12 protein-coding genes are annotated in these 24,455 nt (G+C 69.2%); 3 read left to right on the forward strand and 9 right to left on the reverse strand.

All coding sequences use genetic code 11. The features are described 5' to 3' along the window. Window positions 1–347 precede the first annotated feature (347 nt). Window positions 348–2,915, forward strand: a complete 2,568-nt coding sequence (locus AAFU51_06845) for a serine/threonine-protein kinase (protein ID MEO1570970.1) — start codon at window positions 348–350, stop codon at window positions 2,913–2,915. A 98-nt stretch (window positions 2,916–3,013) separates the two neighbouring features. Here AAFU51_06845 and AAFU51_06850 read toward each other — a convergent pair whose 3' ends face one another. The 3 genes from AAFU51_06850 to AAFU51_06860 all read right to left on the reverse strand — a co-directional run bounded on the left by AAFU51_06850 (window position 3,014) and on the right by AAFU51_06860 (window position 7,265). Further along, window positions 3,014–5,068 carry a T9SS type A sorting domain-containing protein gene (locus AAFU51_06850; GenBank protein MEO1570971.1) on the reverse strand — a complete coding sequence of 685 codons (2,055 nt, stop codon included), beginning with the start codon at window positions 5,066–5,068 and terminating at the stop codon, window positions 3,014–3,016. 4 nt (window positions 5,069–5,072) lie between these two features. After that, window positions 5,073–5,669 carry a hypothetical protein gene (locus AAFU51_06855; protein MEO1570972.1) on the reverse strand — a complete coding sequence of 199 codons (597 nt, stop codon included), beginning with the start codon at window positions 5,667–5,669 and terminating at the stop codon, window positions 5,073–5,075. 90 nt (window positions 5,670–5,759) lie between these two features. Further along, on the reverse strand, window positions 5,760–7,265 hold the full coding sequence (locus tag AAFU51_06860) for a T9SS type A sorting domain-containing protein (GenBank protein ID MEO1570973.1): 1,506 nt from the start codon (window positions 7,263–7,265) through the stop codon (window positions 5,760–5,762). A 286-nt stretch (window positions 7,266–7,551) separates the two neighbouring features. Here AAFU51_06860 and AAFU51_06865 point away from each other — a divergent pair, with 286 nt between their 5' ends. Beyond that, the gene (locus AAFU51_06865) at window positions 7,552–8,145 is read left to right on the forward strand and encodes an ECF-type sigma factor (protein ID MEO1570974.1); all 594 of its coding nucleotides are present in this window, start codon (window positions 7,552–7,554) and stop codon (window positions 8,143–8,145) included. Between the two features lie 175 nt (window positions 8,146–8,320). Beyond that, window positions 8,321–10,870: a serine/threonine-protein kinase gene (locus AAFU51_06870; protein ID MEO1570975.1), complete on the forward strand. Its 2,550-nt coding sequence runs from the start codon at window positions 8,321–8,323 to the stop codon at window positions 10,868–10,870. Between the two features lie 19 nt (window positions 10,871–10,889). On the opposite strand, the gene AAFU51_06875 is transcribed toward AAFU51_06870, so the two are convergent. The 6 genes from AAFU51_06875 to AAFU51_06900 form a co-directional block, all read right to left on the reverse strand. After that, the gene (locus AAFU51_06875) at window positions 10,890–13,289 is read right to left on the reverse strand and encodes an ABC transporter permease (protein ID MEO1570976.1); all 2,400 of its coding nucleotides are present in this window, start codon (window positions 13,287–13,289) and stop codon (window positions 10,890–10,892) included. A gap of 150 nt (window positions 13,290–13,439) precedes the next feature. Next, the gene (locus AAFU51_06880) at window positions 13,440–15,866 is read right to left on the reverse strand and encodes an ABC transporter permease (GenBank protein ID MEO1570977.1); all 2,427 of its coding nucleotides are present in this window, start codon (window positions 15,864–15,866) and stop codon (window positions 13,440–13,442) included. Between the two features lie 209 nt (window positions 15,867–16,075). Continuing rightward, the gene (locus tag AAFU51_06885; GenBank protein MEO1570978.1) at window positions 16,076–18,520 is read right to left on the reverse strand and encodes an ABC transporter permease; all 2,445 of its coding nucleotides are present in this window, start codon (window positions 18,518–18,520) and stop codon (window positions 16,076–16,078) included. An 89-nt stretch (window positions 18,521–18,609) separates the two neighbouring features. Further along, entirely contained in the window at window positions 18,610–20,976 is a 2,367-nt protein-coding gene (locus AAFU51_06890) for an ABC transporter permease (protein ID MEO1570979.1), read from the reverse strand. Between the two features lie 104 nt (window positions 20,977–21,080). Continuing rightward, window positions 21,081–23,501, reverse strand: coding sequence for an ABC transporter permease (locus AAFU51_06895; protein MEO1570980.1), 2,421 nt, complete (start codon window positions 23,499–23,501; stop codon window positions 21,081–21,083). Between the two features lie 231 nt (window positions 23,502–23,732). Then, a complete protein-coding gene (locus AAFU51_06900; protein ID MEO1570981.1) occupies window positions 23,733–24,455 on the reverse strand; it encodes an SGNH/GDSL hydrolase family protein in 723 nt (240 codons plus the stop codon).

The following is a 24,455-nucleotide window of genomic DNA, read 5'->3' on the forward strand; positions in this document are numbered from 1 at the left end:
GGACAGGAGGGACGATGGTGGAGACAGGGGAGACGGGGGCCGAACGATAAGCAAGACGCAGAACCCACGTTCCGAGGATCACGATCTCGCACATGCGTTCCAGCAGCCGCGTACCTACACAGCGGACAGGTACGGCCACAGCGGACTGGTACGGCTGCCCTGCGCGCCCACTCCGATCCGCATCCTCCGGCTGACCATGTCGGGCGATGCAGCGCCCTGACACCAGGCCACCCCTGACACCAGGCCACCACAGGGTCCGCTTTGCGGTGGCATCCGGACGATGCGTCTCGTACGTTCTCGCGCCTACCTCTATCCTCACCGAGCCGACCACTCGCCAGGCCGCATTCATGTCCGAAAACCGCTGGAGCAAGATCGAGCGCCTCCTGGAGGAGGCCTCAGCACGTGCCCCGCAGGACCGTGCGGCGTTCCTAGACAGCGCCTGCCCCGACGACGATCTCCGCGCCGAGGTGGAGCGGCTACTCGACGCCGACGCGACGGCGTATTTCCGGGGCCTTGGCCAGCGCGTGGGGGAGAGCGTAGACGCCGCCCTGGCCGACGCGATGCTCGGGAGGCGCGTCGGCCGCTGGCGGCTCGTCGCACACATTGGGCGGGGCGGCATGGGCACGGTCTACCGCGCCGAGCGCGCCGATGGCACCTTCGAGCAGGTCGCCGCGCTGAAACTCCTCGACACGATGCGCTCCGATGTCGTCGCACGGTTCGAGCAGGAGCGCCAAATCCTGGCCCGCCTCGATCATCCCGGGATCGCCCGCCTGCTCGACGGGGGGACGACTCCAGAGGGGCGGCCCTACCTCGTCATGGAGTATGTGCCGGGGGAGCCGATCACCGACTATGCTGCGCGGCGGAGCCTCGGCGTGGCGGACCGGCTCGAACTCTTCCGCGAGGTCTGCGCGGCTGTTCAGGCGGCCCACCAGAGCCTGGTTGTCCACCGCGACCTGAAGCCGTCGAACGTGTTCGTGACGGAAAACGCTGAGGGTACTCCGTCCGTGAAGCTGCTCGACTTCGGCATCGCACGGCTGCTGGAAGACGACCCAGATGCGGCGCTCACCCGCACCGGCGACCGGCTGCTCACGCCGGAGTACGCCGCGCCGGAGCAAGTGCGGGGCGAGGCCATCACGACCGCCACGGACGTCTATGCGTTGGGCGTGCTGCTCTATGAACTCCTCGCGGGGACGCGGCCCTTCAACCTGCCAGGCCGGCTGCTCCACGAGGTGGCCCGGGTGATTGTAGAAGAGGAACCCGAGCGCCCCAGCACCGCCGTCACGCGCGCCGACGCCGCCGTCCTGGCTGCGCCGAGGCAGACGATGCAGCGGCGCCTTTCGGGCGACCTCGACCAGATCTGTCTCAAGGCTCTGCGCAAGGCCCCCGGTGAGCGGTATGCGACCGCCGAGGCGTTTGCGCGGGACGTCACGCGGCATGTCGAGGGGCGCCCCGTAGAGGCGCAGGCGCCAACGGTGGGGTACCGGCTGGCGCGCTACGTGCGCCGCAATCGCGTCGCGCTGGGCGTCGCGGCGGCGTTTGTGGCACTCGTGTTGATCTACGCCCTCACGGCGACGCTTCAGGCGCAGCGCGTGGCCGACGAGCGCGACATCGCGCGCGAGGAGCAGGCCAAAGCTGAAGAGATCACCAGCTTGCTCATCGGCCTCTTTGAGCAGCAACCGGGCGAAACCGTCGTGCAGCGCCGCGACTCGCTCACCGCCTACGACCTCCTCGACCGAGGGGTCGCCCACGCGGGCGACCTGACGGACCAGCCCGCGGTGCAGGCACGGCTCCTCGGCACCATCGCCAACATTTTCCTTGTGATGGGCGACTACCCACGCGCCGAGCAGGTCTACGGAATGGCCGTGGACTCGCTGCGGACCAACGCGGGCGCATCGCACCCAGACTACCCAGAGTGGCTGAAGGGATACGGAGCCGCGCTGCGCATCCAGGGCATGCGCCAGGAGGCGATGCCCTATTTCCGAGAAGGCATCGAGCGGGTCGAGGCGCAGCCAGCGCCGGACCTCGGACTGCTCGCAGATCTGCTCAACTTGCTCTCACTCACGCTCGAACAGCTGGGGCGCTACGATGAGGCTGAGCCGCTCGCTCGCCGCGTGGTGGCTCTCGAAGAGCAGGGCATCCGCGACGAAACCCCCGAGGCCTACCGCGCCCGCGCCTACGGCAACCTCGTGGTGGTGCTGGTCCGGCAGGAGCGCTACGCCGAAGCCATCACGTGGGCAGAGCAGGCGCTCACCATCCGCCGGGCGTATGCAGCAGCAGACCCCGCCAACGTCGACTTCGCCTGGAGCCTCGCCAACATTGCAGCCCTTCACATGCTACAGGGCAATCCGGAGGCCGCCGTCGCCCCGGCACAAGAAGCGGCCGCAGCGGTGAGCGCGAACCTCGGCGCCGATCACCCCATCGCCCTCGCGTTCCAGTCCGACTTCGCCAACGTCCGGGTGCAACTCGGCGGCGACGATTCGCTCGCGACGGACCTCCGCGCGATCCTCGCCGCTCAGGGCGGACGCCCCGACGCAGATCCGGCCGCGCTCGCCCAGACGCGGTACGTGCTCGGACGTGCACTTCAACTAGGTGCCGATCACCGCGAAGCCGTGAGCCATTTGCAAGAGGCCCATGCCACGCGCCAAACGCTGCTCGGCCCCGACCATCCCGTGACCGCGAAGACGGGAAGCACGCTCGGGGTGTCGCTCACGGCGACCGGCCAGCTTGCCGAGGCGGCGCGTCTCCTCGTTCATGCCGACAGCGTGTTCACCGCGGCAGCCGACACCACGCGCGATCGGTGCACCGCACTCGACCGACTCGCGGCACTCCGTACGGCCCAGGGCGACGACGCGGCGCATGCAGAGGCGCAGGCGCGCTATGACCGTCTCGGTTGCACGGACGGCGAAGCTCGCTGACGGAGCACATCGCCAAAGAGGTCGCGCCGCCGGTAGCGCCACCGCTTCAGGAAGCACGAGCGGCCGCCGTGGTGCGCAGCCCCGCATCGCACTATCCCTCATCGCACCACGGTGAGGCGGGTCGTGGTCTCCTCGTCGCCAGCGCGCAGCCGGACGAAGTAGGACCCCGCCGCGAGCCGGTCCGTCCGCAGCCGCAGCGTCACGTAGCCCGCCGGCTGCTCGCCCTCGGCCAGCAGCGCCACGCGTCGCCCGAGCACGTCGAGCACCTCCACGCGGATCAGGCCAGCTTCCGGGAGGGCAATCTCCAGGGTCGTCTCGTCCACGGCTGGGTTGGGGTAGGGGCCGTCGAGCGCGAAGACGAGCGGGAGGTCGGCCTCGCTGCTCACGACCACGCCGTCGCCCGCGATCACGAACTCGCTGAAGGCGGTGATGCCGCGGCCGACGAGCGCGCCGTCGTCGGGGTCGACGCTGGTCGCGACCTCCTCGAAGGCGCCGGTGCCTGCGTCGGGGCGGCGGTAGATCGTCACCTGGCTGAGGTCGGCGAGCGCGTCGAAGAGGGCGGGGTCGAAGCGGACCGCGGCCTCCTCGAAGGTGAGGCCGTCCAGCGCGGCGATGACCCAGCGGTAGGGCGCGAGCGGCGCGTCGGGCAGGCCCTCGGTGTCCTCCGGCGCCGCAGCCTCGAAGAAGATGCTCAGCGCACCGGAGGCGCTCACGTCCTCGAAGAACACCGCCAGGCCCGTCGGGGCGAAGAACGAGACGAGGTCGGTGTCGAGCCGGATGGACTGCCCACCGATGGCCTCGAACCCATCGCTGCGAGCAATGCCTACGTTGTCGTTGGCGGCGACGAGCTCTTGGACGAGCAGCCGGAGCGCCCCGCGTGCGCGTGGGGCGTCGGATACGAGGACGCGCTCCTGGACGAAGAGCGTGAGCGTGGGGGGCGGTGGCGCAGCGGCGGTGTAGGCATAGGCCGCTCCGGCGTTGCTCGCCTGGTCGTCGTCGCCCGGGGACCCGATGACGAGGCGCTCGCCGTCGAAGACGAGGCTGGTTCCGAGGCGGTCGGTGCTGCTTCCTCCGGTCGGGAGCAGCGTCCGGGCGCGTACCCAGCCGCCGGCCTCCCTTACAAACTCTACCGCGCCGCCCTGCCCGCCGACGCCGAGCGACCCGACCCACGCGCGGCCGTCCTGCGCGGCCACGCTCGCGCCGAGGCTCTCGAACCGACCCGCCTCTGGGATCGTGAGCTTCTGGTCCTCGCGCCACGTGGTGCCGTCGAAGCGGAAAACATAGACTGCCCCGGTGTTGACGCCGCCCGGCCCGTCGACGTCGTCGGCACCGACGAGCAGTTCATCGGGTCCGTTGAAGGCGACGCTCCCGCCCAGCCCGTCCGCCTCGGCGGCGTCGAAGGCCGTGAGCTTGGCTGCGCGCGTCCAGGTCCCGTCCGGCGCGCGGTCGTAGATGAAGACGGCCCCAGCATCACGGACGCCGTCGAGGTCCACCGCGTTGGACGCCACGGCGAGGCGGTCTCCTTCGAGCGCGACCTCGCGCCCGAAAAAGTCGGCCGTGCGACCGTCCGGGTCCGTGAGGAGCGCCGTCCGCGCCCACGTCCCCCCTTGCCGCTCGAAGACGTAGACCGATCCCTCGTTGAAGTCGCCTTCGCCGGCGGCCCCGACCGCGATCCGGTCGCCCTCGATGGCGACGGCCCTGCCAAACGCGTCGTTGAACTCCTCGGCGTCGTCCCCCGGGTCGTCAACGAGCACCGCGCTGAGCGACCATACGCCCGCGGTGCGTTCGTAGATGAACGCCTCGGTAGTACCGCCGGACGCCCCCACGATGAGGCGGTCCCCGTCGAGCGCAATAGCTCCGCCGAAACCTGCGGCGCGCTGCTCGTCGTTGGCGACGTCGAGGGCGAGGAGGCGCTGGCCTTCGGTCCACGGACTCACGGCGTCTGGGCCTCGCTCGAAGAGGTAGACGGCCGCGTTGTCGGAGCCGACGGCGAGCGTCGTACCGTCTAGCGCGAGGGCCGTCCCGACGGCGTCGTTGCGGTCGCCGTCGGTGAGGGTGAGCTTTTGCTCGGTCGCCTCGATCTGGCCGCGTGCTGGAGCAGCGAGGACGAGAAGCCCCAGCACGAGGAGGGAAAGCGGGAATAGCAATCGCATGGGCCTACTCGAACGAAAGCTCAAAGGTCACATCCACCGTCTGGCCAGCCTCCACATCGAGCGGCACGTCAAACGTGCGCTCGGTGAAGTCCCTCAGGAAGCCAGCCGTCTCGGGGCCGCAGAGGTCCACCTCGTCGTACTGGCAGTAGTACTGCTGGGAGGAAACGCGGCCAATCTGCCCAGCAAAGCCGATCACGGCGCGTCCGGAAAGGCGGAGGATGGTCGGGTTGCCGTTGGTAGCATTCCGGTTGATGATCTCCAGCATGAGGTCATCGAGCGGGTCGTCCGGGTCGTCTGCTATGGTCCCTGGCTCGGCGAGGGTGCAGGGAGACCGGGAGCTATCGTCCCCACAAAGCGGACCGTCGACGCCGCGGATCCGGAGTTGGAAGGCCCCGTGTTCGGCATCGCGGGCGAGGAGGCGCACGAGGAGGCTCCCGCCGTCAAGGACCAAGTCGTTGTGAAAGGCGCGGGACTCGTCGAGAGTGCCATCATCGTTGTAGACATCGAGCGTCCAATGGCCGGCGACGTGGATGCCCGTGTCCTGGGCGAGGGCGGGCCCCGCGAACAGGAGCGCGGCGAGCAGGAGATCGTAAGTTTTCATGGCTAAACCGGAGGTACGAGGGGTCGGGACAGGGAGGACTACCGGAAACGCGGCGCGACGGTATCACCGCGGGGCGGGATCACTGCACGGCTAGCGGACGACGACGCGGCGGCTAGCCGTAATGGACGGTCCCTCGGCGCGGAGCACGTAGAGCCCCGGGGCCAGTCCGTGCGTCGGCACGGCGACGTCGGTGGTCTGCTGCGGCGCGACCACGCCGAGATCTACCGCGCGGACGGCGCGCCCGAGCACATCGTAGAGCACCACGCGGACGGACTGTGCCTCGGAGATCACGAGCGGAGCGCGGACGAGGCCGCCAGCGGGCGCGGGGTTGGGGTAGGCGGGGCCGAGCGTCGCGCGCTGCGCCAGCGGTCCCTCCTCCGCGGCGACCGCAAAGCCAGTGAAGACGTAGGCCGCTCCCGGTCCCTTGTTCGGTCCCAGCAGACGTCCAACGAGCGCGGTCGCGCCGTCGGTGCTGAGCGCTACCGCCGTGCCGAACTGGTCGTTATTCGTCCCGTCGCTGGGGACGAGCGTCGCCTGTTCCATCCACGTCGCGCCGTCGAAGGCGAACGCGTAGGCAGCGCCGGGACGGCCGGTGGTCGAGTTCGCCCCGCCGAGGGCTGTGCGGCCGTCGGGCGTGAGGGCCGCAGCAAACCCGAGCTGGTCGCCGGCCTGGGCGTCGCTCGCCACGAGGCGAGCCTGCCGCGCCCAGGTGGCGCCGCTGCGCGTGAAAACGTAGAGGGCGCCGCCGTCGCCGCTGGCCAGGCCGTCCTCCGACGAAGCGCCCACGAGGGCTGTAGTGCCGTCGCCGTCGAGCGCGACCGACTGACCGAACTGTGGGGACACGTCGATCTCGTCCGACGTGAAGAGGGCCTGCTCCGTCCAGGCATCGCCGGAGCGAGCGAAGACATAAGCTGCGCCGCCGTCGTCGCTGAAGCCGTTGCCGACGAGGGCGTAGGCGCCGTCGCCGCTAAGCGCGACCGACTGGCCGAAGAGCGCTAGCTGGGCCGCATCGCTGGCGGTCAGTTCGGCCGACTCGGTCCAGGTGTCGCCGCTGCGGGTGAAGACGTAGGCTGCGCCTGCGTTGCTGACGGCCGCGTCCGAGAGAAACGCTCCCACGAGGACGACGCTGCCGTCGGCGCTCACGGCGAGCGCGTTGCCGAACTGGTCCTGGGGCGTCGCCGTCGCGGGGAGAATGGACGTCAAGAGCGTCCAGGCGTCGCCAGCGCGCTCGAAGACGTGCACCGCGGGGTTGGTGAAGCTGCGGCTCGTCACGAAGGCGAGCGTGCCGTCCCGGGTGAGCGCGACCGCTGCGCCGAAGTAGTCAATGACGGCCGGCGCTGGGGCGCGCAGTTCGGCCTGCAAGCGCCAGGTGCCGTTCTCCTGCACGTAGATGAACGCCGCCCCCTGCAGGTTGAGCTTGTTCTCGGCGCCGACGAGGGCAACGGTACCGTCGCCGCTGAGGGCAACCGTGCGGCCGAAAAAGTCGCCGGGGAAGCCGCCCATGCCGTTCGGGTCGGTGAGCTTGGCCTCCGTCTGGGCGAGGACCGGACCAGCGACGATGAGAAGAGCGACGAGGGCGGTGTAACGGAGGCGCATGGGTCGGAGAGCGAGCGGGAGAAAACGCCCCCAGGAGGGCGGCACACTCGTTTCTACCGGAATCGCGATACGAAGGGATCACGCGGGCTCACGCGGCCTGCGTCTACGGAGGTGTGAGGTGCCACAGCTGGTGATCCGAGTCGCACCGACGAATGCGTGAGAAGGCTGTCCAGACGCCCTGAAATCTTTCGCGCAACGCGCCATGCCCGCAGCGAAACATCAACCACGTCGCAGTGCATCCTCCCAGGGTGTGTGCGGTATGTTGCCGCGTTCCACCACCACGCCCATGGACGACGCCTCCATCCCCGGTCTCCTCGCCGCCGCCGCCAACGGCGATGCGCAGGCCGTCGAGCAGCTCTACCCGCTCGTCTACGACGACCTCCGTCGCCGTGCTGCCCGCCAGCGCCGTGCGCTCCTCGGCGGGGCCACGCTCAACACGACGGCGATCGTCCACGAGTCGTACCTCAAGCTCGTCGCGAGCCCGCCGCAGGCCAACGACCGGGCGCACTTCTTGGCCATCGCGGCGCGGGCCATGCGCCAGGTGCTCGTGAGCTACGCCGAGCAGCAGCGCGCTCAGAAGCGCGGCGGGGATGCTGCTCCTGTCGGGCTGGACGACGCGCCCACGGTCGCCAACGGCCAGGCCGAGGGGCGTGCCGACGACCTGCTGGCGCTCCACGCGGCCCTCGACCGCCTCGAAGTCGCCGTCGGCGAGCGCCCGGCCCGGATCGTCGAGTGCCGTTTCTTCGCTGGGCTGTCTGTAGACGAAACCGCTGCTGCGCTGGGCGTCTCGGCCCCGACCGTCAAGCGCGGCTGGCGGGCGGCGCGGGCCTGGCTCTACACGCAGCTGGAGACGGATATCCTGCACGATGCCAGCGGGTGAGACGTGCCATGATGCGACGTGCCATGATGCGACGTGCCATGATGCGACGTGCCATGATGCGACGTGCCATGATGCGACGTGCCATGATGCAAGGCGCGACGGTCCTCGGTGATCTCTCCACGCACCGGTTACGGTAGAGCATGATGACGCCCCTTTCCTTTTGGCTCCCTCCTGCATGAACGCTGACCGCTGGAACGAAATCGAGCGCCTGCTAGACGAGGCGGCGGCGTTGCCGTCCTCGGAGCGCGCCGCGTATCTGCAGGAGGCAACGTCGGACGCCAGCCTCCGCACGGAGGTCGAGGCGCTGCTGGCGGCGGACGCCGAGGCCGTGGTCTACTTCGCGGATCTGGGCGAGGCACTCGCGGACGGTGCGCTAGGGGCGGACCCTGCGCTCGGCAGCAAGGTCGGGCGTTGGCGGCTCGTCGAGCGCGTGGGGCGCGGCGGCATGGGCACGGTCTACCGCGCCGAGCGCGCCGACGGCGTCGTAGAGCAGACCGCCGCGCTGAAGCTCCTTGACACGATGCGGCCGGACGTGGTCGCGCGGTTTGCGCAGGAGCGGCAGATCCTCGCTCGCCTCGACCACCCCAGCATCGCCCGGCTCCTCGACGGCGGGGCCACGCCCGAGGGACGGCCCTACCTCGTGATGGAGTTCGTCGAGGGGGTGCCGATCACCGACTACGCCGCACAGCAGCGGCTCTCCGTGGACGCCCGCCTCGCGCTCTTCGGCGACGTGTGCGCGGCGGTCCAGCACGCGCACCAGAGCCTCGTCGTCCACCGCGACCTCAAGCCATCCAACGTGCTGGTGACCCCAGAGGGGCGGGTGAAGCTGCTCGACTTCGGCATTGCTCGGTTGCTAGAACCGGGGGACGATGACACGCTCACGCGCACGGAGCAGCGGCTCCTCACGCCGGAGTATGCCGCCCCCGAGCAGGTGCGGGGCGAGGCCATCACAACGGCCACCGATGTTTACGCGCTCGGTGTGCTGCTCTACGAGTTGCTCGCGGGCACGCGGCCCTTCGATCTTCCCCAGAAGGTGCTCCACGAGGTCGCGCGGGTGATCGTCGAGGAGGAGCCCGAGCGGCCGAGCACCGCCGTCACGCGCGCTGACGTGCTAACGCTCGCCGGGCCGGCCCAGACACTGCGCCGACGCCTCGCAGGCGACCTCGACCAGATCTGCCTCAAGGCACTCCGCAAGGCGCCCGCGCGCCGCTACGCCACGCCTGACGCGCTCGCCCGCGACGTGCAGCGTCACCTCGACGGGCACCCCGTGGAGGCCCGGCCCGACTCGGTGGGCTACCGCTTCGGGCGCTACGTCCGCCGCCACCGCCAGGGCCTCGCGTTCGCCGCCGTGTTGCTCCTCGCCGCGATGGCCTTCGGTGCGTGGCACGTGCAGCGGCTTCGCACCGAGCGCGACCGCGCCGAGCGCATGGCCGCCTACACCATCGACCTCTTCACGACCATCGACCCGCTCGAAGCGGAGTCGCTGCCGCCCGACGTGCCCTTCGCGGAGGTGCTCCGGCTCGCCACGGACCGCGCCGAGCGCGACCTCGACGGGACCGACCGCTTCGAACTGCTGCGGGTCCTCGGCCGCACCCGCAGGTCGCTCGGCGACACCACGTATGCCTTCGCGCAGCACCTCTACCGGCGCGCGGTCGCGGATTTTGGCCCGGCGAGCGTGCAGGTAGCCCAGGCGTCTTCCGAGCGTGCGTGGATGGCGATGCGATACGAAGCGCACGAGGTCGCAGACTCCCTGTTTCGAGAGAGCCTGGACCGCTGGGAGGCACACGCGTCCTCCCATCCGGCTGGCCAGGCTAGCGCCCACAGCGACTACGGGTTCTTCCTGAAGCGGTCCCCGGGTCGGAACGAAGAGGCCGAACTCCACCTTGCTCGGGCCGTGGAGGTCTACCGGGCGCTCGGCGAGAGCGAGCACGAAAGCCTCGCCACCGCGCTGCAGCACTATGCTACCGTGCTGGCAGGGCTAGAGCGCTACGAAGAAGCGGTCGCGGCCGTCGAGGAATCGGTCCAACTGAGCCGGGGCCTCTACGGCGAGGCGCACGCAAGCTTCGGGCTGGCCCTCGCCAACGCGGCCACGGTAGCGGGGAGCCGCGGCGATGAGGCAGAGACCGCCCGGCTCAACCGCGCGGCCCTGGATGCGTTTACTGCCGGAGGCCTGCCCGACGATCACGAGCTCGTCCTGCAAGTCCTCAGCAACCTCGGAGCGACCACGGACGACCCGGCGGAGGCTGTCCGTGTGCACCGACGCGTTCTCGCCGTCCGAGGATCTCGGGGGGAAGTGGACGCCGATCACCCCAGCGTGCTCCAAAACCTCGGGGCAGCCTTGAGGAAGGCAGGCGAGCGGGAGGCCGCCATTGACATGCTCCAGCGTGCCCGGGCGGCCTACCTCGCCTCCGACAGGCCCGCGACACACCAGACAAGCTTCCCGCTCCTGACGCTGGCTCGGCTACACCTCGATGCTGGTCAGCCTGCGGTGGCGCAGCCCTACGCTGACACGGCCGCGCGCGAACTCACCGAGCGACTCGGTGCCGCGCACGGCATCACGCAGTTCGCAGCGGGCTTGCAAGCCTGGGCCGATCTCGAACTGGACGCCTCCGAAGAGGCGGCAGTGCGCCTCCAGGCTGCTATCGATGCGTTGGAAGACGTGACCTGGATGGCCAGCCGCCGCGACGCGCTCGTGGTCGCGGTAGGGCGGCGGACAGGGTCGTGAGCGTGAAGTTGCAGGCTGCCTACTCGTAGCGCAGGCTCCGCACGGGGTCGGCGGTGGCGGCCCGGAGCGCGTGCACGCTCACCGCAAGGAGGGTGAGCGCTATCGCGACGAAGCCCGTGACCAGGAAGAGCCCTGGCCCTAGTTCGATGCGGTAGACGAAGTCGTCGAGCCAGCGGCGCAGGCCGACATAGGCAACCGGCGCAGCGATCACGAACGCGAGCACGACGAGCTTGACGAGGTCGGCGGAGATCAGCGCCACGATCTGAGCCACTGTTGCGCCGAGCACTTTGCGGATGCCGATCTCTTTGGTCCGCTGGGCCGTCATGAACGTCGTCAGTCCCACGAGTCCGAGCCCAGCCACGAGCAGCGCCAGCGCTGTCAGCACGCCGAAGAGCCGCCCCAACTGCACATCGTCGGCGTACATCCGCGCGTAGGCATCGTCCACGAACTCATACGTGAAGGGATAGGCTGGCGCGGCGGTCGCCATCGTGGCCTCTAGGTGATCGAGCGTCTCTGGGACCTGGGTGGGGTCGACCTTCACGAGGAGGCGCGATACCCAATTCCCGTTGTTGTAGAGCGCGAGCGGCGCCACGGGTTGCCGGAACGAGAGGAAGTTGAAGTCCTTAACGACGCCGACGATGGGCATCTCCCAGCCGTGCACGTCGATCCAGCGGCCGACGGCTGTTTCCCAGCCGAGTTCGCGCGCGAGCGTCTCGTTGATGAGCGCGCCGCCATTGTCAGCCTCGTGCCCTTCGATGAAGTCGCGTCCCTCGACGATCTCCAGCCCGAAGGCGTCCACGAAGCCAGGTCGCACGGCCGAGTTGAACACGCCGACCCGCTCGCCCTCGTCGACACCCTCCCAGCGCGTCATGCCGGACTGTCCGATGATCCGCGTGGGGCTGTGCTGCGAGGCCGTCACGGCGAGGACGCCGGTGTGCTCGTGCAGCGTCTCCTTCAGCGCGTCATACTGCCGGACGGTCGCGCGGTCTTCGAGCGGGAGGGCGACGACCTGCGCGCGGTCGAGGCCCGTCCGTGCGGTCTGGACGTAGCGCACCTGCTGGTGTACGGCGAGCGTCCCGGCGAGCAGCGCCGTCGTGACGGCGAACTGCCCGACCACGAGGCTGTTGCGGAAGAAGCGCCCGCGACCAGGGCGGCTCCCCTGCATGGCCCGCGCCGGCTGCAGGCGAGCGAGGACGAGGGACGGATAGCCGCCGGCGAGCACCCCCACCACCAAACCGAGTACCGCCATCATGCCCCAGAACGCGGGCGTGGCGACCACGGCCAGCGAGAGGTCGCGTGCGACGAGGTCGCTGAAGGTCGGGAGCGCGGCTTGCGCCAGCGCTACGGCCAGCCCGAGCGCCACAAACGTCACGAGCAGGGCCTCGGTGAGAAACTGCCCGGCGAGTTGTGCCTGCCCAGCGCCGAGCACCTTGCGCACGCCCACTTCCTGTGCTCGCGTCGCCCCGCGCGCCGTGGCAAGGTTGGTGTAGTTCACGCACGCCAACAGCAGGATTAGCACGCCGATGGCCGCCACCAGCCACACATAGCGCTCGCTCCCGCCCACGCCTAGCTCGAAGTTGAGGTCGGAGCGGAGGTGGAGGTCGGTGAGCGGCTGCGTGAAGAAGACCGTCAGCCGCTCCGGGTTCTCCCGGAAGAAGTCGAGGGGCGCGATGTAGGTCTGGGCGAACGCGTCGAGCGCGGGCGTGAGGTCGTCCGGCGTTGCGTCCGGGCGGAGCAGGGCGTAGGTGTGGTAGTCGCTGCTGCCCCAGCGGTCCCGCTCGACGGTCCGGGTGTAGTACTCCGAGGTCGTCATCGCCAACAGGAAGTCGAAGGCGAGGTGGCTGTTGCTCGGCGCTTCGGCGACGATGCCGGTGACGGTGAGCGCAGCCGCGTCGTCGCCGAGGCGCCCGTCGAGCGTTTGCCCGAGCGGATTGGTGTCGCCGAAGTAGGCGCGGGCCGTCGACGCGGTGAGGACGACGGAGTTGGGCTCCGCGAGGGCGGTCGCTGGGTCCCCGTCGAGGAGATCGAAGGTGAAGACGTCGAAGAAGTGGCGGGTCGCGAAGAGGCCGTCGCGGTAGGCGCGCGTGTCCGGGTCCGTGCCCAGGAGCGCCTCCACGGCCTGCACCTGCGCCGCGCGCTCGACCTCCGGTACGTCGCGCATCAGCGCCTCCGCCAGCGGGGCCGGCGTGAGCGCATAGCGGCTCGTCCCCATGAACTCGGAGCCAGGCTCGTCCTTCGCCACCCGCACGATGCGGTCGGCGTGCTCGTGAAAGCGGTCGTAGCTCAGTTCGTGCCGCACGTAGAGGCCCGTCAGGAGCGCGCAGGCCAGTCCCACAGCCAGCCCGACGACGTTGAGGAGCGTCGTCCCACGTTGGGCGCGCAGGCCCCGGAGGGCGACGAGGAGGTAGTTCTTGAGCATGACCGCAGGGCAGACGTGTGCGAAGAGGGGCGGTCGCAGCCCCGGACGATCGCCCGGGACCTAGCGACAGAGGCGAAGTGCGACAGAGGCGAAGTGCGACAGAGGCGAAGTGCGACAGAGGCGAAGTGCGGGAGCAGGGAAGAGCAAAGGCTACTCGTAGCGAAGGCTACGCACGGGGTCGGCCGTCGCCGCCCGCAGCGCCTGCACGCTCACCGCCGCCAGCGCGATCACGAGCGCACCCCCGCCCGCCACCAGGAACAGCCCCGGCCCGAGGTCGATGCGGTAGGCGAAGTCCGCTAGCCACCGCTGCATCACCGCATACCCGATGGGCGCGGCCACGAGAAAGGCCACCGCGACGAGCTTCACGAAGTCGAGCGAGAGCAGACGCACGAGCCCAAGCACATCCGCGCCGAGCACCTTGCGGATGCCGATCTCCTTCGTCCGCTGCTCCGCGGCGAAGGCGGCGAGACCGAAGAGACCGAGCGTGGCGATGAGCAGCGCGGCAATGGTGAAGAAGCCGAAGGTCTGTCCGAGGCGGCGGTCGGCGCTGTAGAGCTTGTCGAACTCCGCGTCGAGGAACTGCACCTCGACGGGGTAGTCGGTGAACGTGGCGACGTGCGCTTCCAACGCTGCCATGGTTGCAGGAAGGTCGCCTGGTTGAACGCGCGCGGTGACGTAGCTCACCCAGAACGGCTCCAGCCGAATCATGATGGGCGCGATGGGCAGGTGCATCGAGTGCTGGTGGAAGTCCTGCACCACGCCGATGATCGTAAAGTGCTGGTCGTTGCGACTGATCCACCGGCCGACGGCCTCCTGCGGCGTCCAGCCCATGTCGCGCACCGCCGTCTCGTTGAGGAGGAGCACCAGGCTCGTGTCCGCGTCGATGGCGCGGTCGAACGAGCGACCGGCCACGAGGTCGAGGCCGAATACGTCGAGCACGTCATGTGTGGTGGGCATCTGGTAGAACGTCATGTCCTCCTCCAGGCTCTCCGGGTGTCCCTCCCAGGTGTCTAGGCTGGTGCTGGAACTGATGCTCGTGGGCAGCTCGCCCACCGATGCCGTGGTGACTACCGAGGGGTGCGTGCTCCAGCGCGCCTCGATCGAGGCGACATGCTCGCGGAGGCTCCAGTCGGCGAGGCGCATCGTGACCACGTTTTCACGCTCGTAGCCGGGGTCACTCTGCGAGACAAACCGGAGCTGCTGGAAGACAACGAGGCTGCCCACCACCAGCACGATAGACGCGGCATACTGCCCGACGATGAGCACGCGCTGGAGCAGCGGGCGCGACCGGCTCCCCCGCACGGTGCCTTTGAGTACCTGCATCGGCTCCAGCCGCGCCATGAAGAGCGCCGGGTAGCTGCCTGCCACCACGCCGACGGCACCCACGAGCAGCACGAGGCCTGGTACGAGCCAGCCGCTCCCGTAGTCAACCGAGAGCGGACGCTCGACGAGGTCGCCGAACACGGGGAGGAGCGCGTGGACGAGCACGAGCGCCAGCACGAGTGCCAGCGCGGCCATCAGCACCGACTCGCCGAGAAACTGCGCGACGATCTGAGCCCGCCTCCCTCCGATGGCCTTGCGTACGCCGACCTCCTGCGCGCGCTTAATCGACCGCGCAACGGCGAGGTTGGTGTAGTTGACGCACGCCAGCAGCAGGATCACAAGCCCGATGAAGCCGAAGAGCCACACCATGCCCTCGTTCCCCGGCGTCCCGATGTCGAAGTTGATGTCCGACCGGAGATGCACATCGGCGAAGGCCTGCACCTCGTACTGGTTGCGGTCTTCCTGCGGCGTGTCAGGCGAGTTCCACTCGTTCGAGCCGTCGTAGAGGTTGCGCGCGAGGAGGTCCGGCATCTGGGCGTCCAGGGCGGCCGGGTCCGCGCCGTCGGCGAGCGTGAAGAAGGTTTGCCACGAGTTGTTGTTCCAGCGCTCTAGGTCGGCCGTGAAGTTGCGCTGGGAGAGGATGGCAGCGAGGAAGGTGTACTGCACCGTGCTCGCCTCGGGCGGCGCACCCACGATGCCCGTGACGGTGAAGTCGTTCTCGCCGTCGAGGCGTACGGTCTGGCCCAGCACACTCTGGTCCGACAGCGCGGCCTCGCCGAAGAGCTTGGCCGCGACGTCCTCGGTGAGCACGACCGACTCCGGTTCGGCGAGCGCCGTAGCGGGGTCGCCCTGGAGAAGCGGGAAGCCCTCGAAGACGGCGAAGAAATCGGCACTTGCCCAGAGGCCTTTCTTGTAGGTGTGCGTGTCGTCCACGCTTAGCAGCGCCCCGTAGTACGTAAACGTGGTCGCATGCGTCACGTCGGGGTAGTCGGCCACGAGCGCGCCTGCCAGCGGCGCGGGCGTCACGGCGAAGCGGTCCGACCCCATGAACATGTTGCCGGGCTGCTGCTGCACGACCCGGTGGATGCGGTCGAGGTTGGGGTGGACCTGGTCGTAGTCGACCTCGTGCTGCACATACGCCATGATGAGCAGGAAGCAGGCCAGCCCGAGCGCGAGCCCGAGCACGTTGATGGCGGCGTAGCTCTTCTGACGACGCAGGGTGCGCAGCGCGATGAGGAGGTAGTTCTTCAGCATGAGGTCGAAGGTCTGGGGGCGTAGGTCGCAGGTCAGGGAGAGACGAAGGCGCGGCCCGCGCTCGTCAACGTGCGATGAATCGTCCTCACACAAGGGACGAACCAAGCGGGGCACCACGGCAAAAGGCATAGTTCTGCATGTCGAACTGTGCGCTTTCGCACAGCCGTTGGGCGCTCGCAGGCCGAGGAGTCGGGTTCGCTGTCCCAGCGTTATTCGTAGCGCAGCGCTCGCACCGGATCCATGCGCGCCGCGCGCCACGCCAGCGCCCCCGTGGCCAGCAGCGCCACCGCGAGTGCCGCGAGGCCTGCCAGGAGCACCGTGCCTACGCCGACCTCCGCGCGGTAGGCGAAGCTCTCCAGCCAACGCTGGAGGCCCCACCACGCAACTGGGGCCGCCACCACGAACGCGACCGCCACGAGCAGCGCGAAGTCGCGCGTGAGCAAGCGCAGGATGCTCGCCACGGAGGCGCCGAGCACCTTCCGCACGCCGATCTCCTTCGTCCGACGCTGCGCGGTGAAGGCGGCCAGGCCGACGAGCCCCAGACACGCGACGAAGATGGCGAGCCCAGCGAAGACGCCGAGGATGCGGCCCAGACGCACCTCCGACCGATACATCTGCTCGTAGTACTCATCAACGAACGTGGTTTCGAACGGTGCGTCTGGGGCAAGCGAGCGCCAGGTCGCCTCCAACTCGCTCATCGTGACGAGCAGGTCTCGCGTGTCGAGCTTGAGGAGCAGCCCCGTGTGGTCGGGCCTGGGGTTATCCGGGCTGGGATCGCCGAAGCGGATGCCCGCCGGCTCGATGACGTCATGCATGGAGCCGAAGTGGAAATCCTCCACGACGCCCACGATCTGGCTACCCTCTGCAACCCAGTTCATCGTCTTGCCGAGCGCGGCGGGCACGGCGGCGTCGCCCTCGGCCCAGCCCAGCGCGTGCGCGGCGGCCTCGTTGAGGACGACGGCGTTCGTCGCGTCGGTGGCGATGTCGGGGTCGAGGAAGCGCCCGGCAGCGAGGTCGAGCCCCAGCACGTCGGCGTAGTCGGCGTCAGCAAAAACGACCCACAGCGACGTGAAGGAGGCCCCGTCCTCGGAAGTGGGCTGCCCTTCGAGGTCCCCCGCGGAGTACATCCCCCAGTAGTTGCCTGGTGCCGCCCCCGTGGCGCTCGCCACGCGCACGGCAGGATGCTGTAGAAACGCGGCCTTCGCGGCCTCCGACTGCTCCGCAAGGTCGTCCAGCTCGACGTGGAGCACCCGCTCGCCGTCGAAGCCGAGGTCGGCCGTCTGGACGTAGCGGAGCTGCTTCACGATGCCTGCCACGCCGACGAGCAGCGCCACCGTCACCGCAAACTGCGCAACCACGAGCACCTTGCGCAGGCCCGCGCTGCCGCCCTGCGGCGCGCCCCCGGCGCGGAGCACCTCCATCGGTCGCTGCCGCGCGAGTACGAACGCGGGGTAGGCCCCGGCGAGCAGCCCCGTGCCGAGCGCCAGCGCCAGCATCAGTGGCAGCGTGGCACCGCTGAGGAGGAGGCCCGTGCCGAGGTCGGTCCCGAAGAGCGCGTTGAAACCCGGCAGCGCCGCCGTCACCAGCACCACCGCCAGCACGAACGCCGCCGCACTCACCAGCAGCGCCTCGCCGAGGAACTGTCCGGCGAGCTGCCCTCGTCCCGCGCCGATGGCCTTGCGCACGCCCACCTCGCGGGTCCGGTCAGCAGCCTGCGCGGTCGCTAGGTTCGTGTAGTTCACGACCGCGATGAGCAGCACCAGCAGCGCGATGCCGCCGAAGAGCGCAAGGTAGCGTGCGTCGCCCCGCAGCCCATCGGATCGGTAGAAGTCGGAGAAGTAGAAGTCCGTGAGCGGGATGGCGTGGAAATTAACCGTGCGGTTGGCGCGCTCGTTGTAGACGTCCGTGGCGAAGCGGTCGAGGGCCGCGCTGAGCTGCGCCTGGGTTACGCCCGGCTGGAGCCGTACGAACGCCCCGCCGCTCAGGTGTATCGTCCATATGTCGGGGTCGGTGAGCACGCCGCCCGGCGTCGCAACGGAAACCAACAGGTCAAACGTGATCGACGACGTGCGCGGGACCTCGACGACGGCGACCACGGTGAGGTCACGCGGCTCAGACGTGCCGCCGAAGAGGTCGGGGGTCACGTCGATCGAGACCGTCTGCCCAATGGGGTCCGCCTGGCCGAAGTAGCGCTGCGCGGCCTGCTCGGAGAGGACGGCCTGGTTGGGGGCGTCGAGTGCCGTGGTGAGGTCGCCAGCCACGCGCGGGAAGTCGAATACCTCGAAGAAGCCCGGCTCGACGTAGCGCCGCCGCTGGTCGTCGAAGCGGTCGTCAGCGACGCGCACCTGCACCCGGGCAGCGTACTCCCGGACGGTCGCCGCCACCTCGGGCACGTGCTCGGCCATCAGTCCAGTCACCGGGGGCGCGTGCACCATGCTGTAGTATGTCTCGCCGCTGCGCTCGCTCACCGTGCCGACGGCATAGATCTGCTCCACGTCAGCGTGGAAGCGGTCGAAGGCGAGTTCGTCACGGACGTAGAGCCCGAGCAGGAAGAAGCACGCCAGGCCCACGGCCAGCCCAAATACGTTGAGCCCGGCGTAGCCCTTGCGACGACGAAGGCTTCGGAAGGCGACGAAGAGGTAGTTCTTGAGCATGGGTCGTAAGTCAAAGGTTATGGGTCCCAGGTCGCCGCGGTCTCAGACTTAGGACCTGGGACTTAGGACCTGCGACGCCGCGAAGCGGCTTACTCGTAGCGGAGCGATTTCACAGGATCGGCGGTGGCCGCACGCCAGGCTTGGATGCCGACGGTGAGGGTGGCAAGAAGCAGTGCACTGGTACCTGCGAGGAGGAACGGCGCCACGCCGAGGTCGGCGCGGTAGGCGAAGCCGCCGAGCCAGCGCTCCGCGCCCAGGTAGGCGAGCGGGAACGCCACGCCGCACGCCACGACCACCAGCGCCACGAACTCGCGCGAGAGCAGCGCCACCACGCCCGGCACGGATGCCCCGAGCACCTTGCGCACGCCCACCTCCTTGCGCCGACGCTCGGCCGCGTAGGCCGCCAGGCCGAAGAGTCCGAGGCTGGCCACGAAGGCCGCTACCAGCGCGAACAGGTTGGCCAGCGTCCCGATGCGGCGCTCGGACTCGTACATCCGCCCGAAGCGCTCGTCGAGGAAGGCGTAGTCAAACGGTACGCCGGGGCTGAACTCGGCGAAGGTGCGCTCTAGCCCCGCGAGGGCCTCGGCCGTCTGGCCCGGCGCGAGCCGCACCGCCAGCATGCGACCCTGCTCCAGGTTCGCGTCCAGCAGCATGATCGTCGGCTCGATGGGCGCGTAGAGCGAGGTCATGTGGAAGTCCTCCACCATGCCGACGATCTCGCCCTCGTAGCCCCAGAACGCGAGCCCCTCGCCCACGGGGTCGTCCGTTTCCATGAGCCGCGCCATCGCCTCGTTGACGACGAAGTTGGTCGTGTCGGCCCCGAACGCGCGCGAGAACGAGCGGCCAGACACCACCTCCATCCGCATCGTCTCGATGAAGTCGTAGTTCGCCTGGATGACGAAAAAGTTGAGCTGCGCCTCCGGGTCCTTGCCCTCCCAGGTCGGGTCGGAGGTCGAGTTGCCGACCGAGAGCGGGTTCTGGTTGGTCGACGTGACGGTCTCGACACCCGGCTGGGCGAGGAGGGCCTGGCGGAAGGCGTCGTACTGGTCGCGCGCGCCGCCTTCGAGCGTCATCATGACGACGTTGTCGCGGTCGAGGCCGAGGTTTTTCGTCTGGATGTAGTCGATCTGGCGGTAGACGACGAGCGTCCCGACGATGAGCAGGATGGACGCCGCGAACTGGCTGACGACGAGCACCTTGCGCAGCAGCCCGCCGCTGGCGACGCCCCCGCTGCCGCGTAGCACGCCCGCCGGGCTGTAGCGCGACAGCACGAGCGCCGGGTAGCTCCCCGCCAACAAGCCTGACGCTACCGCCACGCTGGCGAAGAGCATCCACATGCCGGGCCCGAGCGCGCCGAGCGTGAAGGTCTTCCCCGCGACCTCGCCAAAGACCGGAAGTAGCGATACGAGCGCCACCAGCGCCAGCGCCGCCGCGACGAGCGCGACGAGCACCGCCTCGCCGAGGAACTGCGCGGCCAGCCCCGAGCGCGTCGCGCCGAGCGTCTTGCGGACGCTGATCTCGCGCGCTCGCTGTGCCGCACGCGCCGTCGCCAGGTTCATGAAGTTGATGCAGGCGATCAGCACCAGAAAGAATGCGACCACGCCAAACGCGCGGACATACTCGATGCGCCCGCCCGCTTGCATCCCGTCCTCGAACGTCCCGTGGAGGTGATAGTCGCCGAAGGGGTAGAGGAAAAGATCGACGCCGGTGAAGTCGGCGTTTTCCATGATTAGGCCGCGGGCCTTGTCGTTGACGGTGGCGAGGTCCGCCCCGTCGGCAAGGCGGACGAACAGCCGCGCGCCGCTGTTGCCCCAGTGGTCCATCCACGTGTTGCGGGCGTAGTACTCCTCGAACGGTAGGACCCAGTCGAAGTCGAGCCGGGAGTAGGACGGCACGGGGGCCGCCACGCCCGTCACGCGCGCGTCGTGGCGGTCGTCGACGCGGACGGTGCGGCCGAGCACGGCCTCGAAGTCGTTCGTCTCGAAGAGCGACTGCGCCAGCCGCTCCGAGATCACGATCCCATCCGGTGCGTCGAGCGCGGTCGCAGGGTCGCCGGCCACCAGCGGAAAGGTGAACATCTCGAAGAACGCCTCCTCCGCCCAATAGCCGCGCTCCCGGAAGGCGCGTCCCTCGTGGCTGAGGACGATCTCGTTCGGAAACGTCACCATCTCGGCATCCTCGACCTCGGGATACTCCGCTTCTAAGACCGCCGCTGCCGGATAGGTGATCGCGCGCGCCGTCTCGACGGTACCGTTGCTGTAGGAGACGTGGCGCATCGCCATGTACAGCCGGTCGCCGTCCTCGTGGAAGCGGTCATGGCGCAGTTCGTCCTGCACCCAGAGGAGGATGAGGAACGCGCCGAGCAGCCCGACGGCCAGGCCGAGCACGTTGAGCAGCGTGTAGCCTTTCTGGCGCCGGAAGAAGCGCAGCGCGGTGAGCAGGTAGTTCTGAAGCACAGGGGCGATGGTCAGGGAGCGATGGTCAGGGGGCAATGGTCAGGGGGCGAGGGGCAAGGGTCATGGGGAGCTCGGGGCCGACACATGCCCCATGACTCTCGCCGTCATTCGTAGCGCAGCGCGTTGATGGGGTCGGTCGTGGCGGCGCGGAGCGATTGGCTCGTGACCGTGAGGAGCGCCACGCCCAGCGCGAGGCCGCCCGCAAGCAGGAAGACCAGCACGCCCACGTCGGTCCGGTAGGCAAAGTCCGCGAGCCACCGGCTCATGCCATACCACACGACGGGCACAGCGACGGCGAAGCCGGCCACCACGAGCACGAGGAAGTCCTTCGCCAGCAGCGTCACCAGGCCCGGTACGGACGCCCCGAGCACCTTGCGCACGCCGATCTCCTTCGTCCGCTGCGCTGCGGTGAAGCTGGCCAGCCCGAAGAGCCCGAGGCACGCGATGAAGATGGCCAGCACGGCGAACACGGCGAACACCTGTCCAAAACGTGTTTCAGCGCGGTACTGCGCGTCGAAGGTCTCGTCGACGAAGTAGTAGGAGAACGGGCGGTGGGGCACGGCGGCCTGCCACAGGTCATCGATCGAGGCGATGGTGGCGGGGAGGTCGTCGGTCTTTAGGCGCAGCGTGAAGCGGGTGATCTGGTTCTCGATGCGGAGGCCGAGCGTCGGGATCTCCGAGCGCAGCCCGTAGGGGTGGAAGTCTTCCACGATGCCGATGATGGTCCCGCCGCGCCCCCAGAAGCCCGCCGACTTGCCCACGGCGTCGGCCACGTCGGTATAGCCGAATTCGCGCGCGGCCGTCTCGTTGAGGAGGTACGCCTCCGACGAGTCCGTGCTGAAGGCGGGGTCGAAGCCGCGCCCCGCGACGATGTCGAGGTCCATCACGTCCAGGAAGTCGAAGTCGACCATGTAGAGGTCCACCGAGACGTTCTGTGCGGTGCCGTCGGGGCCTTCCACGGCGCCGCCCGCGCTCGGCGAGCCGTAGCCAGGGAGCGTCTGCGAGCCCGTCGCCTCGGCCACGCCGGGCAGCGCGACGAGCTGTGCCTTGAGGGCGTCGTACTGGGCGAGCACCTGCTCGTCGCCCCCGAAGGGCACCTCCAGCAGACGGCCCTCCTCGGTATTGGCCGCGAAGCCGAGATCGCGCTCTTGCATGAAGGCGAGTTGGCGGAAGACGACGGCTGTCGCGGCGATGAGCGCAATCGAGATGGCGAACTGCACCACCACGAGGCCCTTGCGCAGCGCAGCGCCGCTCGCCGACGTGCGAAACGTGCCCTTGAGCACGGCCGCCGGATGAAAGCGCGTCAGCACGAACGCCGGGTAGGTCCCGGCGAGGACGCCCACGGCCAGCGCCGTGCCGAGGAGCAGCGTCAGCAGGCCCCACGTCGGCAGCCCGAGGGTGGCGAGGCTCAGCGTCTTCTCGGTCAGGCGCTCAAACGCGGGCAGCACGGCCTGCACGAGCAGCAGGGCCAGCACCATCGAAGCCGTGGTCAGCATCACCGCCTCGGCGAGGAACTGCAGCGCGAGACTAGCGCGCGTCCCGCCGACCGTCTTGCGGACGCCGACTTCTTTCGCGCGCTCCATGCTGCGCGCCGTGGACAGGTTGGCGAAGTTGATGCAGGCAATCAGCACCAGGAAGAGCGCGATCACGCCGAAGAGGTAGATGTTGGCCAGGCTCCCGTGCGGCACGCCGTCGCGCTTGGAGGTGAGATACATCGTCTCCAGCGGCTCCAGGAGGAACACCAGCGACGAGCCGAACTCCTCACCGCGGTCGCGGGCGTAGCGGTTGAACATCTCGACCATGTTGGCCTCCATGGCCTCCTGCGTCACGCCCTCCTGCAGCAGCACGTAGGTCTGGAAGTTGGTCGCGTACCAGTTGCCCCACATCCAGTCCGGGCCGTTCTGCTCCAGCGTGATCATCGACACGAGGCCGTCCGCCTGGACCGACGAGGTCTCCGGCGTAGCCTCAACGACGCCCGTGACGGTGAGCGAGACGCCCTCGTTGCTCACACGTTCATTGGTGGCCATCGTCTCGCCGACAACGTCGGTGCGGTCGAAGTACTTGAGCGCCATCGCCTCCGTGAGCACGATGGTGAGCGGCTCGGCAAGGGCCGTGGCCGGGTCGCCGTGGAGAAACGGGAAGTCAAAGACCGCAAAGAGGTCGGCGTCGGCATAGGCGAGATTGCCCTCCTCGAACTGCCGGTCGCCGACGCGCAGCACGTTGCCGGTGCTGGTCAGCCGGACGGCCTGCTCCACCTCGGGGTAGTCCTCTTCCAGCGTCGGACCGAGGATGCCCTGCGTGAAGCCGTTCTCGGCAATGCGCCCGTCGGTGATGTAGTCCACGACGACGCGGTAGATGCGGTCGCCGCTGGTGTGGAAGCGGTCGAAAGAGCGCTCGTGCTGGATCCAGAGCGCGATGAGCAGCGCCCCGGCGAGCCCAAGCGCGAGACCAGCGACGTTGAGGGCGGTGGTGCCTTTGCGGCGCAGCAGTGCGCGCCAGGCAACTTTGAGGGTGGTGCGGAGCATCGATAGGGCGGGGCAGACGAGATGAGCGTGACGTGCATGCCTGCGGACACAACCCATGCGCCAAGCCGCGAAACACCAAGCGGAGCCTCCGTTCGCCCCCGCAACTGTGCGATGGCGCACACCGGCTGGGCGGTTTGATGGCGGCAAAGCACGGCATTGCCCGGTCCATGCGCACGGCCCAGGGCCACCCAGCCTGAAGGCCCAGCTTCGCTCGGTGGGGGCATGCCTTCGTCAGGCCGCTCGAACGGCCCGCGCCACCTCGGCGCCCCAGTGTGCATAGATCTGGGGGCCGGGGTGGAACCCGTCCGAGGCCATGAGGTCGCCCATCCGCTCGGCCCAGTCCGGCGGCACGGCGTCGCCTTCTGCCATCGCGACGTAGGTCACGCTGGGCTCGCCGTCGGTCCACAGCCGCAGGGCCGCGTCGAAGCGCCGCGCGAGGGTGCCGAGGTACCACCGGAGCGGCTGCGGCAACGCCGGAAACGTGTGCACGGGCGGGAGGCCCGAGACGATGTGGTGCCGTACGCCGAAGCGGGTGCGCAGCACGGCCGCGAGTGCCTGCTGCTGGTCGAGCCAGTCGCGCAGCCCTACGCCCGCCGTGACATCATTGACGCCGAGCGCGGAGAGGGCCACGTCGAACGCAGCCGGCTCTGTGCCGCGCAGCTTCTTGAGCGTGCCCGCCGTCGTCGCGCCGGTGCGGGCGATGAGGCGAAACTCAACGGCTACGTCTCCGGCGAGCGCTGCCACCGTCTGCCCGAGTAGCGCCTCGTCCTGCGACGGCGCGCCTACGCCCGCTGCCGAAGAGTCGCCCACGACGAGCAACCGCAGCGGCGGTCCGCTTCCGACGGTGCCCGCTCGGTCGCCCGGAGGCTCGGGGAGCTTGAGCGCGACCCGCCGCACGCGCTTCCCTTGCGCGAGGAGGACGGGACCGAGGACGAGTTTGGCGAGGCCTAGCAT

It is taken from the genome of Bacteroidota bacterium, from assembly GCA_039821555.1.
Lineage (GTDB): Bacteria > Bacteroidota > Rhodothermia > Rhodothermales > Rubricoccaceae > JBCBEX01.